This window comes from Kitasatospora sp. NPDC008050, from assembly GCF_042957465.1.
Lineage (GTDB): Bacteria > Actinomycetota > Actinomycetes > Streptomycetales > Streptomycetaceae > Kitasatospora.
The window spans coordinates 255,028-275,396 of record NZ_JBIBIJ010000004.1 but is presented as its reverse complement, the minus strand read 5'-3'; the positions used below and the strand labels follow the sequence as shown (position 1 = coordinate 275,396).

Annotated in this window: 21 protein-coding genes and 1 pseudogene; 6 read left to right on the top strand and 16 right to left on the bottom strand. The window is 70.3% G+C overall.

Annotated elements, in window-relative coordinates:
* Positions 1–392: 392 nt before the first annotated feature.
* Positions 393–1,199, top strand: a complete 807-nt coding sequence (locus tag ACFZB9_RS10435) for a TnsA-like heteromeric transposase endonuclease subunit (RefSeq protein WP_391445590.1) — start codon at positions 393–395, stop codon at positions 1,197–1,199.
* Here the strand turns inward: ACFZB9_RS10435 and ACFZB9_RS10430 are convergent.
* The 11 genes and pseudogenes from ACFZB9_RS10430 to ACFZB9_RS10380 form a co-directional block, all read right to left on the bottom strand.
* Positions 1,130–1,630 carry a hypothetical protein gene (locus ACFZB9_RS10430; protein ID WP_391445588.1) on the bottom strand — a complete coding sequence of 167 codons (501 nt, stop codon included), beginning with the start codon at positions 1,628–1,630 and terminating at the stop codon, positions 1,130–1,132. The two genes, ACFZB9_RS10435 and ACFZB9_RS10430, sit on opposite strands and share 70 nt — an antisense overlap.
* 372 nt (positions 1,631–2,002) lie before the next feature.
* Positions 2,003–2,398 carry a hypothetical protein gene (locus ACFZB9_RS10425; protein ID WP_391445586.1) on the bottom strand — a complete coding sequence of 132 codons (396 nt, stop codon included), beginning with the start codon at positions 2,396–2,398 and terminating at the stop codon, positions 2,003–2,005.
* Positions 2,395–3,244, bottom strand: a pseudogene (locus ACFZB9_RS10420) (IS5 family transposase). Before ACFZB9_RS10420 ends, ACFZB9_RS10425 begins: the two are co-directional and overlap by 4 nt.
* A gap of 113 nt (positions 3,245–3,357) precedes the next feature.
* On the bottom strand, positions 3,358–3,570 hold the full coding sequence (locus ACFZB9_RS10415) for a DUF397 domain-containing protein (protein WP_391445584.1): 213 nt from the start codon (positions 3,568–3,570) through the stop codon (positions 3,358–3,360).
* Positions 3,571–3,634: 64 nt separating this feature from the next.
* Positions 3,635–4,780 carry a tetratricopeptide repeat protein gene (locus ACFZB9_RS10410; RefSeq protein ID WP_391445583.1) on the bottom strand — a complete coding sequence of 382 codons (1,146 nt, stop codon included), beginning with the start codon at positions 4,778–4,780 and terminating at the stop codon, positions 3,635–3,637.
* Positions 4,781–4,921: 141 nt separating this feature from the next.
* A complete protein-coding gene (locus ACFZB9_RS10405) occupies positions 4,922–5,434 on the bottom strand; it encodes a hypothetical protein (protein WP_391445581.1) in 513 nt (170 codons plus the stop codon).
* A 557-nt stretch (positions 5,435–5,991) separates the two neighbouring features.
* Positions 5,992–6,423: a hypothetical protein gene (locus tag ACFZB9_RS10400; RefSeq protein ID WP_391445579.1), complete on the bottom strand. Its 432-nt coding sequence runs from the start codon at positions 6,421–6,423 to the stop codon at positions 5,992–5,994.
* 439 nt (positions 6,424–6,862) lie between these two features.
* On the bottom strand, positions 6,863–7,333 hold the full coding sequence (locus ACFZB9_RS10395) for a glycine-rich domain-containing protein (RefSeq protein WP_391445577.1): 471 nt from the start codon (positions 7,331–7,333) through the stop codon (positions 6,863–6,865).
* A gap of 93 nt (positions 7,334–7,426) precedes the next feature.
* Entirely contained in the window at positions 7,427–8,275 is an 849-nt protein-coding gene (locus ACFZB9_RS10390; protein ID WP_391445575.1) for a helix-turn-helix domain-containing protein, read from the bottom strand.
* A gap of 38 nt (positions 8,276–8,313) precedes the next feature.
* Positions 8,314–8,832: a DUF6879 family protein gene (locus ACFZB9_RS10385; protein WP_391445573.1), complete on the bottom strand. Its 519-nt coding sequence runs from the start codon at positions 8,830–8,832 to the stop codon at positions 8,314–8,316.
* Positions 8,807–9,046: a hypothetical protein gene (locus tag ACFZB9_RS10380; protein ID WP_391445923.1), complete on the bottom strand. Its 240-nt coding sequence runs from the start codon at positions 9,044–9,046 to the stop codon at positions 8,807–8,809. The genes ACFZB9_RS10385 and ACFZB9_RS10380 overlap by 26 nt, the downstream gene beginning before the upstream one ends.
* A gap of 346 nt (positions 9,047–9,392) precedes the next feature.
* Between ACFZB9_RS10380 and ACFZB9_RS10375 the strand changes: the two genes are divergently transcribed.
* A complete protein-coding gene (locus ACFZB9_RS10375; RefSeq protein ID WP_391445572.1) occupies positions 9,393–9,920 on the top strand; it encodes a DUF1062 domain-containing protein in 528 nt (175 codons plus the stop codon).
* A 178-nt stretch (positions 9,921–10,098) separates the two neighbouring features.
* Here ACFZB9_RS10375 and ACFZB9_RS10370 read toward each other — a convergent pair whose 3' ends face one another.
* The gene (locus tag ACFZB9_RS10370; RefSeq protein ID WP_391445570.1) at positions 10,099–10,866 is read right to left on the bottom strand and encodes an alpha/beta hydrolase; all 768 of its coding nucleotides are present in this window, start codon (positions 10,864–10,866) and stop codon (positions 10,099–10,101) included.
* 165 nt (positions 10,867–11,031) lie between these two features.
* Positions 11,032–12,099 carry an ArsR family transcriptional regulator gene (locus tag ACFZB9_RS10365; protein ID WP_391445568.1) on the bottom strand — a complete coding sequence of 356 codons (1,068 nt, stop codon included), beginning with the start codon at positions 12,097–12,099 and terminating at the stop codon, positions 11,032–11,034.
* A gap of 177 nt (positions 12,100–12,276) precedes the next feature.
* Between ACFZB9_RS10365 and ACFZB9_RS10360 the strand changes: the two genes are divergently transcribed.
* A complete protein-coding gene (locus ACFZB9_RS10360) occupies positions 12,277–13,188 on the top strand; it encodes an aldo/keto reductase (RefSeq protein WP_391445566.1) in 912 nt (303 codons plus the stop codon).
* 109 nt (positions 13,189–13,297) lie between these two features.
* On the opposite strand, the gene ACFZB9_RS10355 is transcribed toward ACFZB9_RS10360, so the two are convergent.
* The 3 genes from ACFZB9_RS10355 to ACFZB9_RS10345 form a co-directional block, all read right to left on the bottom strand.
* Positions 13,298–13,939, bottom strand: coding sequence for a DUF2461 domain-containing protein (locus ACFZB9_RS10355; protein WP_391445564.1), 642 nt, complete (start codon positions 13,937–13,939; stop codon positions 13,298–13,300).
* A gap of 117 nt (positions 13,940–14,056) precedes the next feature.
* Positions 14,057–14,716: a hypothetical protein gene (locus ACFZB9_RS10350; protein WP_391445562.1), complete on the bottom strand. Its 660-nt coding sequence runs from the start codon at positions 14,714–14,716 to the stop codon at positions 14,057–14,059.
* A gap of 149 nt (positions 14,717–14,865) precedes the next feature.
* On the bottom strand, positions 14,866–15,537 hold the full coding sequence (locus tag ACFZB9_RS10345; protein ID WP_391445561.1) for a DUF4232 domain-containing protein: 672 nt from the start codon (positions 15,535–15,537) through the stop codon (positions 14,866–14,868).
* Positions 15,538–15,860: 323 nt separating this feature from the next.
* On the opposite strand from ACFZB9_RS10345, the gene ACFZB9_RS10340 reads away from it, so the two are divergent.
* The 3 genes from ACFZB9_RS10340 (at position 15,861) to ACFZB9_RS10330 (ending at position 20,250) form a co-directional block, all read left to right on the top strand.
* Complete coding sequence (locus ACFZB9_RS10340) at positions 15,861–17,705, top strand: gamma-glutamyltransferase family protein (protein WP_391445559.1); 1,845 nt, start codon at positions 15,861–15,863, stop codon at positions 17,703–17,705.
* Positions 17,706–17,874: 169 nt separating this feature from the next.
* Positions 17,875–18,717 (top strand): siderophore-interacting protein, encoded by an 843-nt coding sequence (locus ACFZB9_RS10335; RefSeq protein ID WP_391445558.1) that lies wholly within the window; start codon positions 17,875–17,877, stop codon positions 18,715–18,717.
* A gap of 189 nt (positions 18,718–18,906) precedes the next feature.
* Positions 18,907–20,250 (top strand): DUF3533 domain-containing protein, encoded by a 1,344-nt coding sequence (locus tag ACFZB9_RS10330; RefSeq protein WP_391445556.1) that lies wholly within the window; start codon positions 18,907–18,909, stop codon positions 20,248–20,250.
* The last annotated feature ends 119 nt before the right edge of the window (positions 20,251–20,369 follow it).

Sequence of the window (20,369 nt, the reverse complement as noted above, 5' to 3'; positions counted from 1 at the left end):
CTCACTTGGAAAGGCCCGGCACTCGGCCCGCATGCCGGTCAAGCGGCCGACAGCGGGACGGGAACCGGGGCGAGGCCCAATTTCTAGCAGCCGATCGGGGCGGACTCGGTGATCCAGAACAGACCGAGAACAGATCGCGAGCAAGCCGAGAACTCCGTGATGAACGCCAAAAGATGACGGCTCCTCGACCCGCGACGGGCCGAGGAGCCATCTGTCCTCTCAGAGGGCGGTTCGTGAGGTGATGGCTGATTTGTCGTCACCTGATGGTCTGGGGTTGAGGCGTCTCGGCTGATCAAGGCAGTCCGGAGTGCCGGCTGGATTGGTGAGTGAGCGCAAGCGGTATCCGAGCGACTGACCTCTGACAGGAGAGCCTGACCGTTTGCCATTCGATCTTGACCACCAGTAGGTTCCTGCCACCTGGTCTTGACCGGTGGCGGGAGGCGGTGGGGGTTGCTGCGGGGGCGTACGGCGATGCCGTGCTGGCGGAGTTCGAGCTCGGCTTCGTGGACGCCGACGGGGTCCGCCGGCTCCCGCTGGGGCAGGGGTGGAACCGGCGGTTCGAGGCGGCCGAGCCGGTGCGGAAGTTCAACTGGGCCAAGGGCGGCCAGGGCTTCGCGGGCTGGTACTTCTCGGCGACGGTGGGCGGCCACGTGGGCTACGAGTCGTGGCTGGAGCGCGACCGGCTGATCCTGCTGGACCGCGATCCGCAGGTGGTCGGGATCGCCTCGCAGCCGTTCTGGCTGCACTGGCACGACGGGAAGCGCCAGCGCCGGTACGCGCCGGACCACTTCGTGCGCCTGGCCAACGGGTGGGGCCGGGTCATGTACGTCCGGGCGGGCGATCGGATCGACCGGCCCGCGGCCGAGGCGTTCGAGGCGACGGAGCGGGCCTGCGCCGCGGCCGACTGGGAGTTCGTCCGCGTCGGTGAGCCGGACCCGGTGCTGATGGGGAACGGGCGCTGGCTCTCGCGCTACCGCCGGCGCCGCCGCCTGCGCCCGCAGGTCGCCGAGCAACGGCACCGCTCGGGCCGGTCCTGCCGGACCGGCCTGAGCGGTCTCCCGATCCGCGGCCCGTGGCGGACCGGCTGTGCCTGCAGGGCATCCTGTTCGTTCTCTACACCGGGATGCGTCTACCAGCCGCTGGGGAGGCTGGGCCACTGGTCGTGGGTCTTGCGAATGCCGGGCGAGTCGCTGATGTAGGTCTCGTCGCCCTGGATGACGCCGTAGGCGCCGCTGTTCTGCCAGTGGAACACGCAGTCAGGGTTGGCCCAGGGCAGCTCGTTGATCAGGTCATTGAGCGCCTTGGTGGTCCCCTGGCCCCAGTCGGTGACGTGCACCTCGGTGCCGCGCCTGAACCCCACTGCGCCGCTCTCGTACACCCACGCGTCCGTGATGCCGTCAGTCCAGTCGTTGGGGAGGCTGGGCCACTGGTCGTGGGTCTTGCGAATGCCGGGCGAGTCGCTGATGTAGGTCTCGTCGCCCTGGATGACGCCGTAGGCGCCGCTGTTGTGCCAGTGGAACACGCAGTCAGGGTTGGCCCAGGGCAGCTCGTTGATCAGGTCATTGAGCGCCTTGGTGGTCCCCTGGCCCCAGTCGGTGACGTGCACCTCGGTGCCGCGCCTGAACCCCACTGCGCCGCTCTTGTATACCCACGCGCCTGTGATGCCGGTCATTCGATCCTGCCCTCTTGTTCTCGAATGCGGTTCTGTACGGCCCTTCCCGGGAGGGGGTCAAGGGGAGACCGCCTTCGATCCGGGCCTCGTGGCGGGCGGGCCTGTCGTCGCACTACAAGCCGACGGTCCCACTCACGTGAAGGGCCGGGGCCGAGAGCGATGTGCGCTCCGCCCCTGAGGCAAGCCTCGCGGAAAGGAGATAGTAAGTGCAAGGACAGTCGTCTGAATGGCCCAGCGGCGAGCAGTGGCGGGCCTGAGAGGGCGGTTCGAGATTTGATGTCCGTTTCGAAGTGAGGCAGGACAGGACTGCTGGTCGCGGGGCTCGGTCGGCTACTGCTTCTTGGTGAAGCTGCCGGCGTCGACTTCGATGAGGACGTCGAGTTTGACGAGGCGTTTCAGCTTGGCGCGAGTGCCTTCGATGTTCTTCGGCAGTGGTTCATGGCCGAGGGCTCCGCAGACGTCACGGGCCCGCAGAGGGCCGGCTGCCTCGTTGAAGAGCGCGATGATGCGGGGGTAGTCCGGGTGCTCGGGCGGGGTGGTCTGGGCCGGGAGGCGGTCGGCGAGGGCGGTCACGGTCCTGCGGGTGATCGCGAGGTGTTCGAGCTGGGTCTCGGCGTCCCGCAGTCGGCCCTGCAGTTCCTGGATCTGGCCGCGGAGGTCGTCGGCCAGGGCCCGGGCGGCGTCTTCTTGGAGGTCGAGCGCGTCGAGGAGGGGCTGGATGCTCACGCCGTCACCTCCTGCGGGTCGCGCCAGGTGGGCGTGTTCGCGCAGGTGAGGCGACGGGCCATGACCTGAGTCATCGCCCAGTAGACGCGGGAGGCGGAGGAGGAGGGTCGGTGCTCGTAGTCCCGGACCAGGCGCCGGTGCAGGACCAGGATCCCGTAGGTCTGCTCGACCCTCCAGCGTTTCGGCTGCGGAACGAACCCCTTGTCCTGCGGGTTGCGCTCGACGATTTCGACGTCGATGCCCAGGCCGGCGCCGTGCGCGGCCACTTGCTTCTTGAAGCCCCGGTCGACCAGGGCCTTGCGGACGGTGCCGCCGGCGTGTTCGGCGACCTGGTCCAGAAGGGCGATGCCCGCGGCGTTGTCGTGCGTGCTCGCGGCCAGGACGATGACGGCGATGACCAGGCCCAACACGTCGACGGCCAGGGCCCGTTTGCGACCAGGCACCCGTTTCGCCGGGTCCAGGCCGGTCGTGGAGGCGGGGACCCCGGCGGCCACATGGACGCTCTGCGTGTCCAGGACCACCAGGGTCGGGTCCTCTAATCGGCGGGCCCGCTCGCGGACCTGGCAGCGCAGGAGTTCGTGGATGACCTGGTCGGTCCCGTCATCGCGCCAGGCTGCGAAGTAGTAGTACGTCGCCGCTCTTCGGCGGGAGGTCGTGCGGCAGGTAGGCCCACTGGCAGCCGGTTCTGCCCTGGTAGAGGATCGAGTTCACGATCTCCCGCATCGCATAAGCGCCCTGATGGCCGCTCACCGACCGATGCCGGTCCTTCCATGCTGTGATGACCGGCTCGATCAACGACCACTGCTCGTCGGATAAGTCGCTTGGGTACGGCTTGCGTTCACTCACGCCGCCACCCCAGCAGAGCAGCGACGCCGAGCGAGCGAACCCCAGTCCACAGTCACACCATCAGGTGACACCAGACCAGTCAAATACTCACAAACCGCCCTCTCAGAACCGGCTCAGCAGTCGCCGGAGAAGCCCCCAGCTCGCATCACCGTCACAAACGTCCGCCAGGCCGCCGGCCCGAAGACCAGCGCGGGCCCGTGCGGATCCTTGCTGTCCCGCACGGGTACGGCGCCCACCAGGCCGGCGCCGACCTCCACGCACGCTTGCTGCCCATTGCTGTGACTGGACTTGAACCACACCGCTGTCGTCAGCTCAACCTTGCTCACAGCTCCCCCTTGTACCGCCCGATGACGACCGGCAGCGCGGCCAGATCGGCTGAACACACCGGCACTACCCAGGGACCGGTGGGAGGTTCGTGATCGTGCGCGGAGCCTGGTCACGTGCGCGGAAGCCGAAGCTGATGAGGGTGACGCTCTCTCCGGCGCTGAGGGGCGTACGGCCGTGCGGCGTGAGCGCGCCGTCGAATACGACGCAGTCACCTGCGGCGAGATCGCATTCGAGGTAGCCGTCGGTGTTGATGAAGACGGTGGTGCTAACCCTGGGCGCACCGGTGGGGCGCTCGTGCTTGAGGCACAGGATCAGGTTGGCCTCGCCGAAGCCGAACTCGTCCACGTGGAAGTCGAGGAACTGCCCTTCCTCCAGGTACGCGATGTAGACGCCGGTGTGCGGCTGCTCAACCTCCAGACCGGTGGACCGCGCTACGACAGCGGCGAGATCGACCTGTCCGGCGAAGCGCTTCGCGGCGTTGCCGACGGCCGCGTTCCACTTGCCGTTGTGGAGGTATCCGTCAGCGGCTACGGCCTTCTCGGCCTCTTCCGCCATAGCGGCGACCAGCTCAGCGGGGAACGACTGATCGCGCAGATGGCGCGGGTGCCCGCGCTGGTGTGCGGTGAGCCCGCGCACAGCATCCCGGAGAGCGGGGAAGTCCGTTGCCCACCGGGCCGGTGTCCGGGCCGTGGTGCGCGACTGGAGCCATGAGGTCCACCGACCACTCCACTGGCTCGGTGTCCCGCCGTCTCCCGCTGATGCCTTGGCGTTGGCCTGGTCGATCAGCAGCGCGACACGGTCGAGTGCGGCCTTGGTGGAGTCGATCAGCTCTGGCTCACCTTTGGCGAGCCGCAGGCTCAGCGCTTCTTCCAGGTGGGCACGGGCCGGAGCGAGGTTGCCCTGCTCCGTGAGGTGCTTGCCGAAGTGCTGGAGGGCGAAGTCGACGAGTTCTGGGTGCTGGCCTCGCGCGGTGTCCAGCGCGCTGCGGTAGAGCGCGTCCGCAGCCTGAATGTCGCCGGCATACCGGTGTGCATCGCCGAGATTGAGCCCGGTGGCGACGACGGCCCGGGTGTTGCCGATGGCTGCGGCCAGATCGAGCGACTGCCGGAGGAACGTACGGGCCTCGCCATGGTTGCCCAGGCTCATCTGGCCGATGCCGATCCACCTGGTCAGGACCCGAGCCCTGGCGAGATCGGCCCCTTCGGGCAAGGCCCGCAGCTACTCGCGGAGTTGGTCGACCGCGGTGGTCAACTCGTCCCGGTCGGTGGGGACCATCCGCAGGCCGGTGTCTTGTGTGATGAGGTGCTGGAGCACTGGACCCTCCCTCGTTCGGTTCTGCTCAGCATGGCACTACAGCTGGTCGGTCTGGTGGCGCAAGTCGGCCAGCAGATCCACCCCGTGCGGGGAGAACTGCCCACTCAGGAGTTCAAGTTCGCGCATGAGGTAGCGGACAGCCGGGGTGGGTGCCCTCGTGCAGGATGTTCTCCGCCAGGAAGAGCGAACGAATTCGCACACACGGGCGAATCCCTCGGGGTGGACCAGCGACAGGCGGTCCAGGGCCTGGGTCAGCGCCGCGCGGCGCTCGTCGGTGTGCTGGACGATCTCGTAGTCCGTCAGGTTGATCTCGCCGGGAAGCTCGGCCTCGAACCAGTCGAAGTTCGCCCCAGCCACGGTCACGTTGTCACTGCGCAGGGAGCGGGCGTGCTCCGCGTAGCGTGTGCCCGACTTCACCAGGCGCTCCATCAGGGCGAACGGCAGAGCGCTCTCCGCGCCCACCTCGCGCAGACGGATCAGGTCCGGGTCCTTCCGGTCGAGGTCGAAGAAGGAGCCGGTGGGGACGCGGGGGGCGATGGCGGTCTTCAATGCGGACTCTCCTTGATTGGGGTGTGTGCGTCGCCGCGCGGCGGGTCGGCTCGGGTGATCATCCGAGCCGACCCGCCCATGCCGTCAACTAACCGGCATCAGTTCGGAACTGCGGTCAGACTTCGGCGTCCACCGGGGCGAAGTCGCCGTCCGGGACCGAGTGGTCCAGGCGGCGCGTCAGGTTGGTGACCTCCTGGTCACCGGGCTTGATGGTGGTGGTGCTCATGTGCCTCTCCCATCGGGGTGGCTCTGCTCGCCCAGGTGCGGGTGAGCAGTCTTGCGGGGTGGTGCGGCCCGGCCCGGCGATGACCCTTTCCACCGGGCTGGGGGCTGTGCGCCCTCGCGCCGGCCGGCCGGCGCGAGGGTTCCGCTGGGCCGTGATCGCGCCACGACCCCTTGGCCCGCCGTGAGAACGGCCAAGAAGCACGGCGGGAGTCTGTGGGCTGGTCAGCGGGTCTGGATGCGCGAATGCGTCTCGTCCGTCGTCCACGGCTTCGACGTGGGTCCGGCGAGCAGGCCGTCACTCCTGGGGCGGGCAGCAGGAGTGCCTCTCTCCGCTAGCCGTGCAGGCGCGTCCACCGCTCCGCCGCCTCTGTGAGCTTCACCCGCTGTGGCAGCGGGTCCTCAGCGGTACGGCTCGCCCAGAACGCGTGGATGGTCCGGGCGAAGACAGCCAGCCGCGCGGGGTCCGCGTCGCGGTAGGCCGGTACGTGCCGGGCCACGTTGTCCGCCTGGCTGGGCGTGTGCCCCGCAGCGATCAGGCGCGGCACCAGCAGGGCGGCGTCCGTCCACTCCGGCCCCGGGCAGGACAGAGCCCAGTCGATCAGCCGGATCCCGGAGCCGGTCACCAGGAGGTTGAACTCCCCCGCGTCGGTGTGGGCCAGGTTGTGGCCGTCCAATGCCCCCTCCTCACCAGAGGGCACGAACCGGGCCAGCCTGTCGCTCAGCGGCTTCTTACTGATCTCGGTCGGCCAGGAGTGACCCGACACGACCGTCAGGGTGTGGACGAGCGGGCGTAGGTCCGGCGAGTCGGGGGCGAGGCTGGGATGCCGGCCCGTGAGTGCGCCGTACCCATACAGCAGCCAGCCCCCGCCTTCGGCTTGCCAGAGCACCGGCGGGGCCAGCGGGGCGCAAGCAGTCACTCGTGCTTCGTGTCGGTAGGTCCACGCCATGGGGCTGTCCGCCGGGGTCGCTTTGACGAAGACGGGGCCGGATCGGGTGTCCAACAGGCTGGCGAAGGCTGACATGACTCCTGCCTCCGCGCTCCGCACGCTGAGCACCGGACCGATGTGCTCCTGAACGACCTCCCTTGCTTCTCTGGGGAGTTGGGCCCATTCGGTTCGCTGTGACGTCACTGATGTTCCTTAGCCTGAACGGGTTCAGCCGGTGCCCCAGTTCGGGGCACCGGCCGGGTGTGCTACGTCAGCCCTACTTGCCCGTGAACGGGCTGTCAGAGCAGTTCGCGTGGCACTGCGAGCAGTTCGCCAACTCGATCTCCGGCCAGAAGTCCGGTTCGAGCAGGAGCCCCAGGTCGGCGATGGCGTCGATGGCGCGGGCCCGCAGTACCTTGCCTCCACCGTGCTTTTCCGGGTCCAGGTAGCCAGGCTTGTGATGCATCATCTTGCCGAACGAGGACATACACCACGTCATGTACGCCTCGGTGTTGAGAACGAAAGCGTGCCAGTAGTCGTCCACCTCCGGCGACGGGCTCAGCGGCCGGTCGCTGGTGGCACAGGCGATCAGGAACGCCGCCATCTGCCCGACCCCCCGCTCCGCGCGCTCCTCGGTCACCTTCGGGTGCTGCGCCCGCATCGTGGTGATGATCAGGGCGCGGACCTCCGGGAGGATGAGGGTGCACGGGTCGATCCCCGCCGACACAGGCGTGACGGTTTCACTCATGGTGCGTACCTCCATGCGTCGAATGGCTGTGAGGTAGACGGTAGGGAGCGGCAGAGGCCGCGTTCCATGAGCTTGCGACTAATTGCGAGTGGGTCACCCGAGAGAGTTGATCGCCGATGTGATCAAAGCGCGGGCCTTCGCCCCGTAGACAGCCATCGCCGATAGCTCGCTGAACGTCCGGGCGTACATGGAGAGCTCGTTGGGTTGCGTCAACCTCAGGTAGCCAGATACGAGTTCGACTGAGGTCTGAACATCGTCGAACATGTAGAAGTCCTCAGCCGGCGATCGGGTGCGTCCGGTCGCCAGAGGGATCACTCCGAGACTGACGCTCGCCAGCGTGCTGATCGTGACCAAGTGCCCGAGCTGGCCGGCCATGACATCCGGGTCACAGACAGCACCTCGCAGAATGCTCTCTTCGATGACCGGAGCGAATGTCCTGCCGCCGGAGAACAGAATGCGCTGACGCTCCATCCGGGAGTCCACCGCCGCCTCAACGTCATCTACCGTGACACGGGAACGTTGTACGGCCCTGAGGACCGCCGTGGTGTATGCGCGGGTCTGGAGCATGCCGGGCACAACTCGGCTGGCATAGACCCGAAACGAACGCGTGCGTTGGTAGAGGTCGAACACCGACTCCTGGGCCTGGCGGAGCCCGGAGCGCTCCATGCGGCGCCACTCGACGTACATGGAATCGACGGCCCGGGAGGCCGTGATCAGTTCGTCCGCCTGCTCGTCCGCGCCACACACATGACACCACGCCCGAATGTCAGCCTCCGACGGCGCGGCCTGCCCATCCTGAATGCGCGACGTTTTGGACGCTTTCCAGCCGCACAGCTCCGAGAGCCTGCGCCCGGTAAGGCCCGCGTCTTTCCGAAGATCTTGGAGACGCACGGCCAGGGCCTTACGGGCGGCGACGACGCTTGATGACGGCGTGTAGGACATGGGTGATGGATCCGGCGCTCAATACCTTCTGCCATGGTTCAGACGCTGTACTTGTCGTGCGGGATTGCCCTTGCCCACACGGTCTCGAACGCTGCAGCACAGAGCTGGGCCGCTGCCGAGTCCTCAGTCAGCTCGCCCCCGAGGGAATCCCCGTCACCGGAAAAGTGCCCCCACCGCACGAGCTTGGCGTCGAACAGCCAGAAGTCGTTACCTGGCAGGCTGATATCGGACGCGTTGCGCCTCGGTAGCCAGCGGACCTGCTCGCCCGCCGCGACGTTGGGGAACGTCACGTCGTACTCATAGCGGATGTACTCGCTCACCGGCTCGGAGACGATCCGCGCTCGCCGGATCTCGACGCCTCGGCCGACCGCCTCGGCGATCACGTCCAGCCAGGGCCGCCACCAGGACGCCCGGTCTTCCGGGACCAGCCTGTGTCCGGACCGCCACGCGTGAAGGGCCGGGTCGTCCTGCATGTAGCCGTCCCGCATTTCCAGGTGTACTGCTGAGTACTGGGCGCGCCTCAGCAGCTCGTCAATCCGTGCCCCGCTCTGCGACATCACAAGCCTCCCTGATCGCCTGCGCAAGCCGTGCAGGCACTCGGACCACGGCCTCATGGTCCGGGATGTTGCCGACCGTGCGGCACTCGGCCTCGGTGTCGTCGTCGGCCTTCCACCCCTGGATCACCAGGTCGTTGTTCTCCTCATCCACCCACACCGTCGGCGAGTCCCCGTCCGGCGAGTCAGGATCCTTTGCGATGAACCGTAGCGACATGCTGGCCCACTCTCCGCATAGGGTTGCGAGATCGTGCAGGGGCATCCATGGTGCCCCTCTGGACCGACTGCTTGTCCGGGGAATCCGATTCTTCGGTGCTGGCCTGCCGAACTGGTAGGAGCAATGCATCACGAGGCTGGGCGGCCGAAAACCGGTGGAACGGCGCCGCCGTGCGCCACTACCGTGCTGCCGAACCACATCGTCCAGCCAAGGACACACCGTTGTACACCCTGTGAGACCTCCCGAGTGCTGATTCGTTGCGCGTCGCGCTTGTGCGCCGCGCTGCTTCTTGCTGCGGACTTCTCACTGGAACCGGTGTACTTCTGTGCTCAAAACCTGGGTGGTCATGCCCACCTGCCTGCCGCTCGTCCTCCGCCGTTGCCACGCGTGCGCGTCCGGGCGCCTTCGGGCAAACGGCAAGTTTCGCGTCAACGCGAACCACAAGGTCCTCGACGCCTGGCTCCTCGCGCTCTGTACCGCGTGTGGGGGCACCGCAAGGCTCACGGTCCTGGAGCGGATGAATGTGCGCTCGATACGACCTGAGCTGCTGGACCGGCTGCATGGCAACGACCCTGGCCTGGCAGCCGAGTTGCTCCAGGATCCGGTCGTGCAGCACCGCAACCGCATGGCCCTCGACTGGGACAACGCCTGGCGCCTCGACACCGGCGGATCAGATCGACTGGACCACGAGGTGATCGACGTCTCGGTCCGCTTTGCGGCACGGATCCCTGTCCGGCCGGTACGACTGATCGCTGAAGGTTGCGGTCTGTCGCGGGCCGAGGTCGAGAGGCTGATCGCGGAGGGGAAGCTCGTTTCGACAGTCCGACTGAGCGGCAAGCTCTCCGGCGACTTCACCTTCACGCTCAAGCGCTGATCCCTCCGGGCCCTTCTCAGGGCCAGGGGACAGGGGCCTGTCCGGCGAGCTCCGCCGGACAGGCCCTCATGCTGGCGAGGTGAGAGCGGGCCGAGCGCCGGCGGCCGCGTCGGCGCCGCCGGGCCCGGCTCGCGGTAGCGGCGCCCGATGGGTGGACCGGACGCCGCTACCGCTCGCCTCAGGCCGGTGAGTTGGCCGCCCGGCCAAGATGCCGGGCGAGGAACCGGGCCGCGCTGTCGGCCTCGAACCTGGGGAACTCGAAGTGCTTGCCCGCGTTGGCGTGCAACGTCTTCTCCTTGGAGGCGAAGGCGTCGAACAGCGCGAGGCCGGCCTCGCGCGGGATGCGCTCGTCGTCCCACTGCATGGCGAACTCGATCGGGATGGTGATCTGCTGCGCCTTCTCGACCAGGGCATCGGGCCACATCAGGCCGAAGACCGCGGCCGTGATCCTGGGCTCGATCGCCACCAGCGGCACCCCGATCGCGGTGCCCATGGCGATGCCGAAGTAGCCGACCGGCCCCTCGGTGCCGATCTCCGGGAGTTCCTGGAGGGCGTCCAGGGTCGCCCGGTACTCGGGCACGGCGAGCTCCGCCAGCCGGGCGTTGTAACGGACGACGATCGGGCCTTCCGGCTCGCCCGCCGCCTGCGCCTTGCGCAGCTCGGCGATCTCCTGCTCGTCGTGCGCGGTACGCGGCCGGTCGCCGTGACCGGGCGCGTCGATGACGGCGACATGGAATCCGCAGCCGGTCACGAGGCGCTGGGCCCGGCCCGCCATCGCCGGATGCTTCTTGTGGGCGCCGCCGCCGTGACCCATCAGGACCAGGGGCGCGCGATCGGCTGCCTTGGAGGCCGGCGACCAGAGGACACCGGGGACGTCACCCACGGTGAAGTCGCGCTCGACCATGCCGTTCGACGACGACTCGGCGGTGAACTGCAGAGAATGCACGGGTGTTGCCTTTCGGGAGTGCCTTGTTGTCGAGGCGCTCCCGGCGACACCTACGTCAATCGCCCGACCGTGACGGCAAGGGGGAGCACCCACATCGATACAGCGTTCATGGGTCTCACCTCCTCGGGCGGTGTCTCGGTCGACTGCAAGCTACCAGCCCGATCGTCATCCCTCCAACTCTTCTCCCCACCACTGATCACAGCTCCAGGCAGGCCCTGGTCGCACCGGCTTGCCACCGCTCGGAATTGCATCGGCAGCGGCCAGGAGCGACTCGGCCACCGCGGTGCGGGCGTAGAGCACCGAGCGGCCGGCGCGGTGGGCGCTGGTCAGGCCCGCGTCGCGCAGGGCCGTCAGGTGCTGGGAGACGGCGGGGGCGGAGAGGCCGGTGCGGCGGGCCAGGTCGGTGGTGGAAGCCGGCGTGTCGAGTTCGGCGAGCAGCAGGGTCTTCGAGCGGCCGAGAACGGCGGCGATGGCGGCGCTGCCGGTGACCGTCCGCACTTCCCAGAGCGAACCCACCCCACGTGCCGGGTAGGCGAGTTGGGGCGGCTCCGGCGGTGTCACCCGGGTAAGCGGAACCGGTCCGCTGAAGGCCGAGGGGATCAGCACCAGCCCGGCACCGGCCGTTGTACGCGACAGCGGGTTGCTCCGACGGCTCAGGCGCAGCACGTTGTCGTCCCACCCCACGGATGCGTGCAGGTCGTTGAGGAGGTGGACCGCGCCGTGCTCGGCGACCTGCCGGGCCCGGTGGAAGACCTCCGCGTCCAGCACCGCGCGGATCCGCGCCCAGTAGGGCGCCAGCGCGAGCTCCCAGTAGGTCTGGATCTCCTCGGTGACCCGGAGCAGGTGGGCGGCCGGCTGGGCGTGCAGTGCTCGCAGGCGTGGACCGAGCGGGCCCTGTTCCTGCCGCAGACGGTCGAGGTCCTGACGGACCCGCTCGGCGGGGGTGGCGAGGATCCCGGTCAGCTCGGCGGCCAGCATCGGGGCCGGTCCCGCCGGTGCCGGGTTGAGGAAGTCGGGGACGTACGCCGCGGGCCGGATCAGCTCGGCGAGCCACCCCTGGTCCAGCCCGGCGGCCACCGCCCGGGGGCGTACCTGGTCGATCCAGCGCTGGTGCACGGGGTGCGCGGCCCCTGAGTTCAGCAGCTTGAAGCTGGTCCCGAGCTCCCACATGGGCGAGACGGCGAAGCGCATCTGCGCCAGGTCGTTCGCCGAGAACGCCAGCTCCGCAGGCACGACGACCACTCCTCGGGAAGCAGGAAGCAGGGGACAGAGAGCAGCGGTCAGAGGTCAGACGACAGCGGACAGCGGACAGCGGACAGAAGGCATGTATCAGGGATCAGCTGACAGAGTCTGGATTCTGTCATTGCTTAATCAATAGCTGTTCCCTCTCCCCCTCGCGATCATCCGATCATGACTTCAGCAGCCATCACGACAGCAACATCCTCGGGTACTTGGCAGCTCGGTGACCTGACCGTCAACCGGATCGGCTTCGGCGCGATGCGCCTGACGCAGTACGGCGAGGCGTTCGCCGAGGACGCGGTGCCGAGTGACCGCGCCGAGGCGATCGAGGTGCTGCGCCGCGCGGTCGAGCTCGGGGTGAACCACATCGACACGGCGTCCTTCTACTTCTCGCCGCTGCGTTCCGCCAACGAGCTGATCAACCGGGCGCTGGCGCCCTACCCGGACGACCTGGTCATCGCCACCAAGGTCGGGCCGAGCCGGAGCCCCTCGGGCGAGTTCCTCCCGCACGCCACGCCCGAGCAGCTACGCGGCCAGGTGGAGGAGAACCTGCGCCAACTCGGCCGCGACCACCTCGACGTGGTGAACCTGCGGATCCTCGGCACCGACTCGATCGCCGAGCGCTTCGGGGCGCTGGCCGAGCTGCGCACGGCCGGGCTGATCCGCCATCTCGGGCTCTCCAACATCCACCCGCACCAGCTCACCGAGGCCCGGGCCATCGCGCCCGTGGTCTGCGTGCAGAACCGCTACGGGCTGGGCATCCGGCCCGACCACGACGACTTCCTGCGCGACTGCGGCCACCAGGGCATCGCCTTCGTGCCGTTCTACTCGATCGCCGGCACCGGCGGCCAGGCGGGCGCGCTGGGCGAAGCCGACGCCGAGGTGCTGGCCGTCGCCCGGGAGCGTGGGGTCAGCACGGCGCAGGTCAGGCTCGCCTGGACGCTGCACCGCGGCCCGCACGTGCTGGCCATCCCGGGCACCGGCAACCCGGATCACCTGGTCGCCAACGTGGCCACCGGGGCGCTGCGCCTCAGCGAGACGGAACTGGCCACCCTGGAGGCCGTGCACCGGCGCGGCGCGTGACCGTCGTCGCCCCCTCCGGACGGCGGCCGCCCAGCGACCTCAGCGCAGCGGCCTCAGCGCAGCGGCCTCAGCGCAGCGGCCTCAGCGCAGCGGCCTCAGCCCAGCGACCTCAGCGCGGTGGGAGTTCGCTGCGGCCGACGTGGCCGTCCAGCCAGTCCTTCAGCGGCTGCGAGGCGCGCAGGAAGGCGGTGACCCGCCGGTAGGGCTCGGACGTCCCCAGCCAGTCGGCGGGCTCCCACTCCTGCCAGGCGATCAGGCCCTTGTTGCGCAGCAGCGCGATCCGCGGATGGTCCTTGGGGTAGCCGCGCGGTGCGGTCTTCAGCGCGTCGCGCCCGGTGACCACGGGGCCGGTCCTGGTGACCCGGGCGATCACCCGCTCCAACTCGGCGCCGGTCACGTCCTCGGCCACTGCGGCTCGGTAGCGCTCCAACTGGTCGGTGGCCAGGTGGTACATGCCGTTGCCGCAGGCCAGTCCGTCGGCGGAGAGCTGGATGTAGCCGCCGACCTCCAGGAAGGCGCCGATATGCGTCTTGTACGGCGTCTTGTCAGCGCTGAACCGGATGTCCCGGTTGGGGCGGAAGATCTTGCCGGAGCCGAACTCCGGCTCCAGCCGGTCGAGCAGCTCCGCCATCGGTTGGCGCACCGCGCGCTCGTAGACCTCCCGGTGCTCGCTCCAGAAGGTCTTCGAGTTGTCGGTCTCCAGACGCTCGTAGAACTCCAGCGCCTCGTCCTGCCAGCCTTCGAAAGTCACCGCCCCAGGCTATCCAACAGGAGCTCGCAGCGGCCCGAGCCCCTCGGCGAAACGGGCAGCGGGTCTCGACGCGGGCTCTCGGCGGAGCCCCGTCCTCCCCTCCCCCGGGAGCGTCGGTCAGTGCCCGCCGCGCGGCATCGAGCAGCCGGTGCCGTCCGGGTAGCCGCCGTGCGCCACGGTCCGGACACCGGTCGGGGTCATCGTCCCCTCCAGGCAGACCGGCGCGAGGTCGACGGTGTAGCCCACGCCCGTCGAGCCGTTCTCCTGGACGCGGAGCTTGCCGGGGGCGTAGCCGAGAGCGGCGAGCCGGCTCTGGGCGTCGCCGGGGACGAAGTCCTGTGCGGTGCGCAGCGGTTCGAGCGCCGCGGCGATCCGCTTGACCTCGGCCAGCCCCTTGCAGCGGTCCTGGCCGAGCAGCGGGAAGGCTTCCTGGAAAGCGTGGTTGTCCGCGTAGTTGGGCGGCGCGTCCCGGTCCGGCCGGTCGGCGGAGCCGGAGGCCGCTGCGGACGGCGAGGCGGACGGCGCGGGGGTCTCACCAGGGCACCGCACGTCGCCCGGCTCAGCCGAGGCGGAAGCCTTCGCAGAGGCCTCCGTGGACGCCGTGGACGCCGTGGACGCCGTGGACGCCGTGGACGTGCCCGTGTCCGCCGCCGTGGTCACCCGCGTCGTCCCGCAGCCCGCCAGCACGAGCGCGGTGAGCGCGGTGACGGACGTGAGCACGGTGAGCATCAGCGGCCTCGCCGCACTGGCCGATCGGCGGGCACCAGGAGTCAGCATGGCCCCGATCCTGCCAGATTGGACACGATCGACCGCTGCGGGGGCCACCGCCGAGCCATCACCGCCTGGCGAACAAATCACTGCCTGACGACACATCGCTGCCGGACCATGGACCGCCGCCCGACCATGGATCGCCGCCTGACCATGGGTCAGCTCTTGACGACCGGCTCCAGGTACAGCGTGTCCGTGCCGCCGGCGTCCGCACCTGCGGCGAGCTCGTCGCCCGGCCAGTTCATCTTGACCGAGTGGGTCTCCCCGGGCGGGGTGATCGTCATGGTGGTCACCTTGGTGCCGGGGTGGCCCTTGGGGCTGGGGCGGTACGAGATGGTGAACATGCTGCCCTCCCCCTTGGCGAGGGTGACGGTGCCCGGCTGCTTGAAACCGCGCGGCACCTCGGTGGTCTTGCCGCCGATGGCCAGGTCGACCCCCGCGAAGCCGTACAGGGAGCAGGTGTCGCCCTTGTTGACGAGGGTGACGGTGACCGACAGGTTGCCGTCCGCCGCCGGCGCGGGGCTGCCCGCCGAGACGTCGGGGATCAGGTTGCTCGTGGTGCAGGCGGCGGGGGTCTTGGCGCCCGTGCCGCCCGAGGACGGGGCCTTGGTCCCGGCGCCGCCCGAGGACGAGCCCGTGGTGCCGGTGGCGGTGCCGGTGGCGGACGAGCCGCCTCCGGTACCGCCCGAAGCCTTGCCCGTGCTCGGCGCCGACGCCGTCTGGCCACCGTTCGAACTGGCGGAGACGGTCACGTCGTCCTGACAGGCCGTCATGCCGAGCCCTGCCACGACCACGACCGCACTTGCCGCCAGGGCACGCTGAACACGCATCTGAAGATCTCCCGTGAGTGGTGGTGGACCGCAGCTCCCCGCCGCGAACAACCAGAAGACTTCCACGCGCCGTCAGAGACCGTCCAGCCATGAACGCCCCCCGGGACAGAGCCGTGACGGTGTCCCGGTTCTGTCCCAAAGCGCCAGGTCACGCGCCCTCGACGGCCCCGATTCCGTCTCCCGCCCCAACCTCGCTCGGCTCAACGCCCCCGCACCACGGTCAACGCCCGCACCGGACGGAGCGTTCCCGCACGCGCAGGGCGGCGCGCCGCTGGGTAGTCATCTCCGAGCACGGGGGCCAGACCTGATCACGAGGAGTCGCAGTGTTCACCACCCGACCCACCCTGCAGGGCACCTTCGGCATGGCGGCCTCGTCCCACTGGCTGGCCACGGCCGCGGCGATGGCGGTGCTGGAGGACGGCGGCAACGCCTTCGACGCCGCCGTGGCCGCGGGCTTCACGCTGCAGGTCGTCGAGCCGCACTTGAACGGCCCGGCCGGCGAGGTGCCCATCATCCTCGCCCCGGCCGGCGGTCGACCGCAGGTGCTGTGCGGACAGGGCGGGGCGCCGGCCGGGGCCACCATCGAGCACTACACCTCGCTCGGGCTGACGGACGTGCCCGGCACCGGACCGCTGGCCGCCGCCGTCCCCGGCGCGTTCGACGCCTGGCTGCTGCTGCTCCGCGACCACGGCACCAAGCACCTGTCCGAGGTGCTGCGTTACGCCATCGGCTATGCGACGGACGGGCACCCGGCGGTGCCGGCCGTCGGGGCGGCGGTCGCGGCGGTGCGCGAGCAGTTCGAGACGCACTGGCCCAGCTCCGCCGCGCTCTACCTGCCGGACGGCCGCCCGCCCGCGCCCGGGGCACTGCTGCGCAATCCCGCACTCGCCGCCACCTGGCGGCGGTTGCTGGCCGAGGCGGAGGCCGCCGGGGCCGGGCGCGAACAGCAGATCGACGCGGCGCGGCGGGTCTGGGGGCAGGGGTTCATCGCGGCGGCGCTGGCCGAGTTCGCCGCGCGCCCGGCGATGGACACCTCCGGCGAACCGCACGCGGGGGTGCTCAGCGGCGCCGACCTCGCCGCCTTCGAGGCGACGTACGAGGAGCCGGTGAGCTACGAATGGCGCGGCTGGACGGTCTGCAAGCCGGGGCCGTGGAGCCAGGGCCCGGTCTTCCTCCAGCAACTCGCCCTGTTGCCCCATGAGTTCGGGCAGGGCAGCGGATCCCCGGCCTACGGGGACGCCGCGTTCGTGCACACCCTGATCGAGGGCGGCAAGCTGGCGATGGCCGACCGGGAGGCCTGGTACGGGGACAACGCCGGGCCTGCCGAGGTCACCGTGGCCGAGCTGCTCGACCCCGCCTACAGCGTCGAACGCCGGTCGCTGATCGGTGAGTTCGCCTCGGCCGAGCTGCGCCCTGGCCGCCCCGGCGGCCGACTGCCCCGGCTCGGCCGGCGCGCCCTCGACGCGCCCCGCCTCGGCGGGTCGGCGACAGCACCCGGCACCGGTGAACCGACCGTCAGCCAACCGAGCATCGGCGAGCCCAGCATCGCCGCCGACGGTGCCACCAAGGGCGACACCTGCCACCTGGACGTGGTCGACCGCTGGGGCAACATGGTCTCGGCCACGCCCAGCGGCGGCTGGCTGCAGTCCAGTCCCGTCGTCCCGCAGCTCGGCTTCCCGCTCGGGACCCGCCTGCAGATGGCCCAGCTCGAACCGGGGCTTCCCAACTCCCTCTCCCCCGGCCGCCGTCCGCGCACCACGCTGTCCCCCTCGCTGGCGCTGCGCGACGGCGAGCCGGTGCTGGCCTTCGGCACCCCGGGAGGCGACGCCCAGGACCAGTGGAGCCTGCACTTCTTCCTCGCCGTCGCCCTGCGCGCCCCGGTGCGCGGCGGCCTCGACCTGCAGGGCGCGATCGATGCCCCGAACTGGCACCAGGAGAGCTTCCCGTCCTCGTTCCACCCGCACGCCATGCATCCGGCCCGGGTCACCGTCGAAGCCCGGATCGGCGACGACGTCATCGCCGAACTGCGCCGCCGCAGGCACCGGGTGCAGGTCGCCGGGGCATGGAGCGAGGGCAGGCTCTGCGCGGTGGCCCGCGATCCGCGGACCGGGATCCTGTCCGCCGCGGCGAACCCGCGCGGCATGCAGGGCTACGCGGCCGGGCGGTAAGGGCTGTCCGGTCGGCAAGGCCCGTCCGGACGGTAAGGCCCGTCTGGCCGGTAAGGGCTGTCCGGCCAGTAAGGGCTGTCCGGCCAGTCGCCACGACACCGGGGGGAGTGTGGAACCCGGCGGGAGTGTTAAGTTAGGTAAGCCTAACTACTCATCCCGGGGGGATCCCATGACAGAGCAGCCGACCCGCAGAGCACCACGCGCCCGCGAGGCCCAGGTACTGCGCACCGAGCGGATCACGCCGCACATGGTGCGCCTGGTCCTCGGGGGCGCGGGGCTCGACGACTTCGACGCCACCGAGTTCACCGACCACTACATCAAGGTGCTCTTCGCCCCCGCGGGCGTGAGCTACCCGCAGCCCTTCGACCTGGCGCGGATCCGCGAGGAGTTCGCGCGCGAGCAGTGGCCGGTCACCCGGACCTACACGGTGCGGGCCTGGGACCCGGCGCTGCGCGAACTGACCGTCGACTTCGTGGTGCACGGCGACGAGGGCCTGGCGGGGCCGTGGGCGGCGAAGGCGCAGCCCGGCGAGACGGTGCTGTTCCAGGGCCCCGGCGGCGGCTACGCGCCGGAGTCCGACGCCGACTGGCACCTGCTCGCGGGCGACGAGAGCGCCCTGCCCGCGATCGCGGCGGCGCTGGAGCGGATGCCGGCCGGCGCCGTGGTGCACGCCTTCGTCGAGGTCTCGGACCCGGCGGAGGAGCAGAAGATCGTCTCGCCGGCCGCCGTCGAACTCACCTGGCTGCACCGCGGCGAGCGCCCGGTGGGCGAGGCACTCGTCGAGGCGGTGCGCGCGCTGGAGTTCCCCGCCGGCACGGTGTCGGCCTTCGTGCACGGCGAGGCAGGCTTCGTGAAGGAGCTGCGGCGCCAGTTGCGCGTGGAGCAGGGCGTCCCGCGCGAGCGGCTGTCGATCTCGGGCTACTGGCGGTTCGGCCAGAGCGACGAGGCCTGGCGGGCGGCCAAGCGCGACTGGAACGCCCAGGTGGAGGCGGAACAGGAGCAGACCGGCTGACCCTGGGCCCCACCAGCCCCGCCAGCCGCCCGGGCGGGGCCGGCCGCCGCCTCGGCCCCGCCCGCCCCGGCACCGCACGCTCAGCCACCCGGGGCACGGCGGCCGACGGGCGGGCGGGTCACGGGGCGGCGGGCGGCCGGGGCGGCTAGCTTGCCGGTGGATCGCACCGATGCCACCGGGAGCAGCAGCATGACGACTCCGCCCCACCCCGCACCGACGCAGGTGCGCGCCGGACAGGTGCTGCGCAACCCGAAGGTCTGGTACTTCCCCGGCGGCATCGTCGCCCTGCTGTCGCTGCTGCTGTCGCTGCTCTACCTGGGCGGTGTGGCGGACCCGAACGGCAACCTGCACCGGCTGCCCATCGGCCTGGTCAACGCCGACCGCGGCGCGCCCCTGCCCGGCCACCCGGCGAACCTCGGCGCCCAGCTCACCGCCGGGATCGCCGGTGCTCCCGACCCGAAGGAGCAGGTCTCCTGGCGGGTGCTGGACCCGGCGGGCGCCCAGCAGCAGCTGGCCTCGGGAAAGCTGGACGGCGTCCTGGAGGTCCCCGACGGCTTCACCACGGCGGTGACCGGGCTCGGCGCCACCGGGCCCCAGCCGCCCGCGCGCCCCACCGTGAAAGTGCTGACCAACCCCGGGGTGGGCAGCCTGGCCTCCTCGCTGGCCAGCTCGATCGCCCAGACGGCCGCCCACCAGGCCTCGCTCCAGCTCGGCGCCTCGCTGACGGCCGCCGCCTCATCGCCCCCGAGCGGCCCCGGCGGCGCACCGAACGGAACGCAGAGCGGCGCGCAGAGCGGAACCCAGAGCGGCGCGGCGCGTCTGCTGCTCGCCGACCCGATCACCGTCGTGGTCCAGGTCGGCCACCCGATCGGCTCCCACAGCGGGCTGGGCCTGACCGCGTTCTACTACACCCTGCTGCTGGTGCTCTCCGGCTTCCTCGGCGCCAACATCATCAGCAACGGCATCGACGTCGGCCTCGGCTACGCCGACAGCGAGCTCGGCCCCTGGCACACCCGCCGCCCGGTGGTGCCGATCAACCGCACCCAGACGCTGCTCGCCAAGTGGGGCATGTCGGTGGGGCTCGCCGTGGTGACCTCCTCGCTGGTGATGGTCGGCGGCATCGCGATCATCGGCATCGACGCCTCGCACCTCCCGCTGCTCTGGGTCTTCTCGTTCTGCGCGACCTCGGCGGTGGCTCTGGGCGTGCAGGCCATCAACGCCGCGTTCGGCGGTATCGGACAGCTCGTCAGCATGTTCGTCTTCGTCGCGGTCGCCCTGCCCTCCTCCGGGGCGACGATCCCGCTGCAGGCGCTGCCGACCTTCTACCGCTGGCTGGCCGTCTTCGAGCCGATGCGCCAACTCAGCGACGGCACCCGGGCGATCCTCTACTTCGACGCCCGCGCCGACGCCGGACTCGTCCGCGCCTGGGTGATGATCGCCATCGCTGTGGTGCTGGCGCTGGTCTTCGGACTGGCCGTCACCCGCTACTACGACCGCAAGGGCCTGCACCGGATGGTCCCGACGATCGCCTGAGCCCAGCCGTTCGCCGCGCCGACCCCAGCCGTTCGCCGCACCACACCGACCCCAGCCGTCCGCCGCGCCGCGCCGCGCCGCGCCACACCGACCCCGGCCGTTCGCCGCACCACACCGAC

Excerpts from the sequence above, each read along its gene's own strand:
- ACFZB9_RS10335 (WP_391445558.1), top strand. The coding sequence starts at position 17,875 with ATGACAGAGCAGCCGACCCGCAGAGCACCACGCGCCCGCGAGGCCCAG.
- ACFZB9_RS10390 (WP_391445575.1), bottom strand. The coding sequence starts at position 8,275 with ATGTCCTACACGCCGTCATCAAGCGTCGTCGCCGCCCGTAAGGCCCTG.
- ACFZB9_RS10385 (WP_391445573.1), bottom strand. The coding sequence starts at position 8,832 with ATGTCGCAGAGCGGGGCACGGATTGACGAGCTGCTGAGGCGCGCCCAG.
- ACFZB9_RS10380 (WP_391445923.1), bottom strand. The coding sequence starts at position 9,046 with ATGTCGCTACGGTTCATCGCAAAGGATCCTGACTCGCCGGACGGGGAC.
- ACFZB9_RS10375 (WP_391445572.1), top strand. The coding sequence starts at position 9,393 with ATGCCCACCTGCCTGCCGCTCGTCCTCCGCCGTTGCCACGCGTGCGCG.
- ACFZB9_RS10330 (WP_391445556.1), top strand. The coding sequence starts at position 18,907 with ATGACGACTCCGCCCCACCCCGCACCGACGCAGGTGCGCGCCGGACAG.
- ACFZB9_RS10350 (WP_391445562.1), bottom strand. The coding sequence starts at position 14,716 with ATGCTGACTCCTGGTGCCCGCCGATCGGCCAGTGCGGCGAGGCCGCTG.
- ACFZB9_RS10360 (WP_391445566.1), top strand. The coding sequence starts at position 12,277 with ATGACTTCAGCAGCCATCACGACAGCAACATCCTCGGGTACTTGGCAG.
- ACFZB9_RS10395 (WP_391445577.1), bottom strand. The coding sequence starts at position 7,333 with ATGAGTGAAACCGTCACGCCTGTGTCGGCGGGGATCGACCCGTGCACC.
- ACFZB9_RS10345 (WP_391445561.1), bottom strand. The coding sequence starts at position 15,537 with ATGCGTGTTCAGCGTGCCCTGGCGGCAAGTGCGGTCGTGGTCGTGGCA.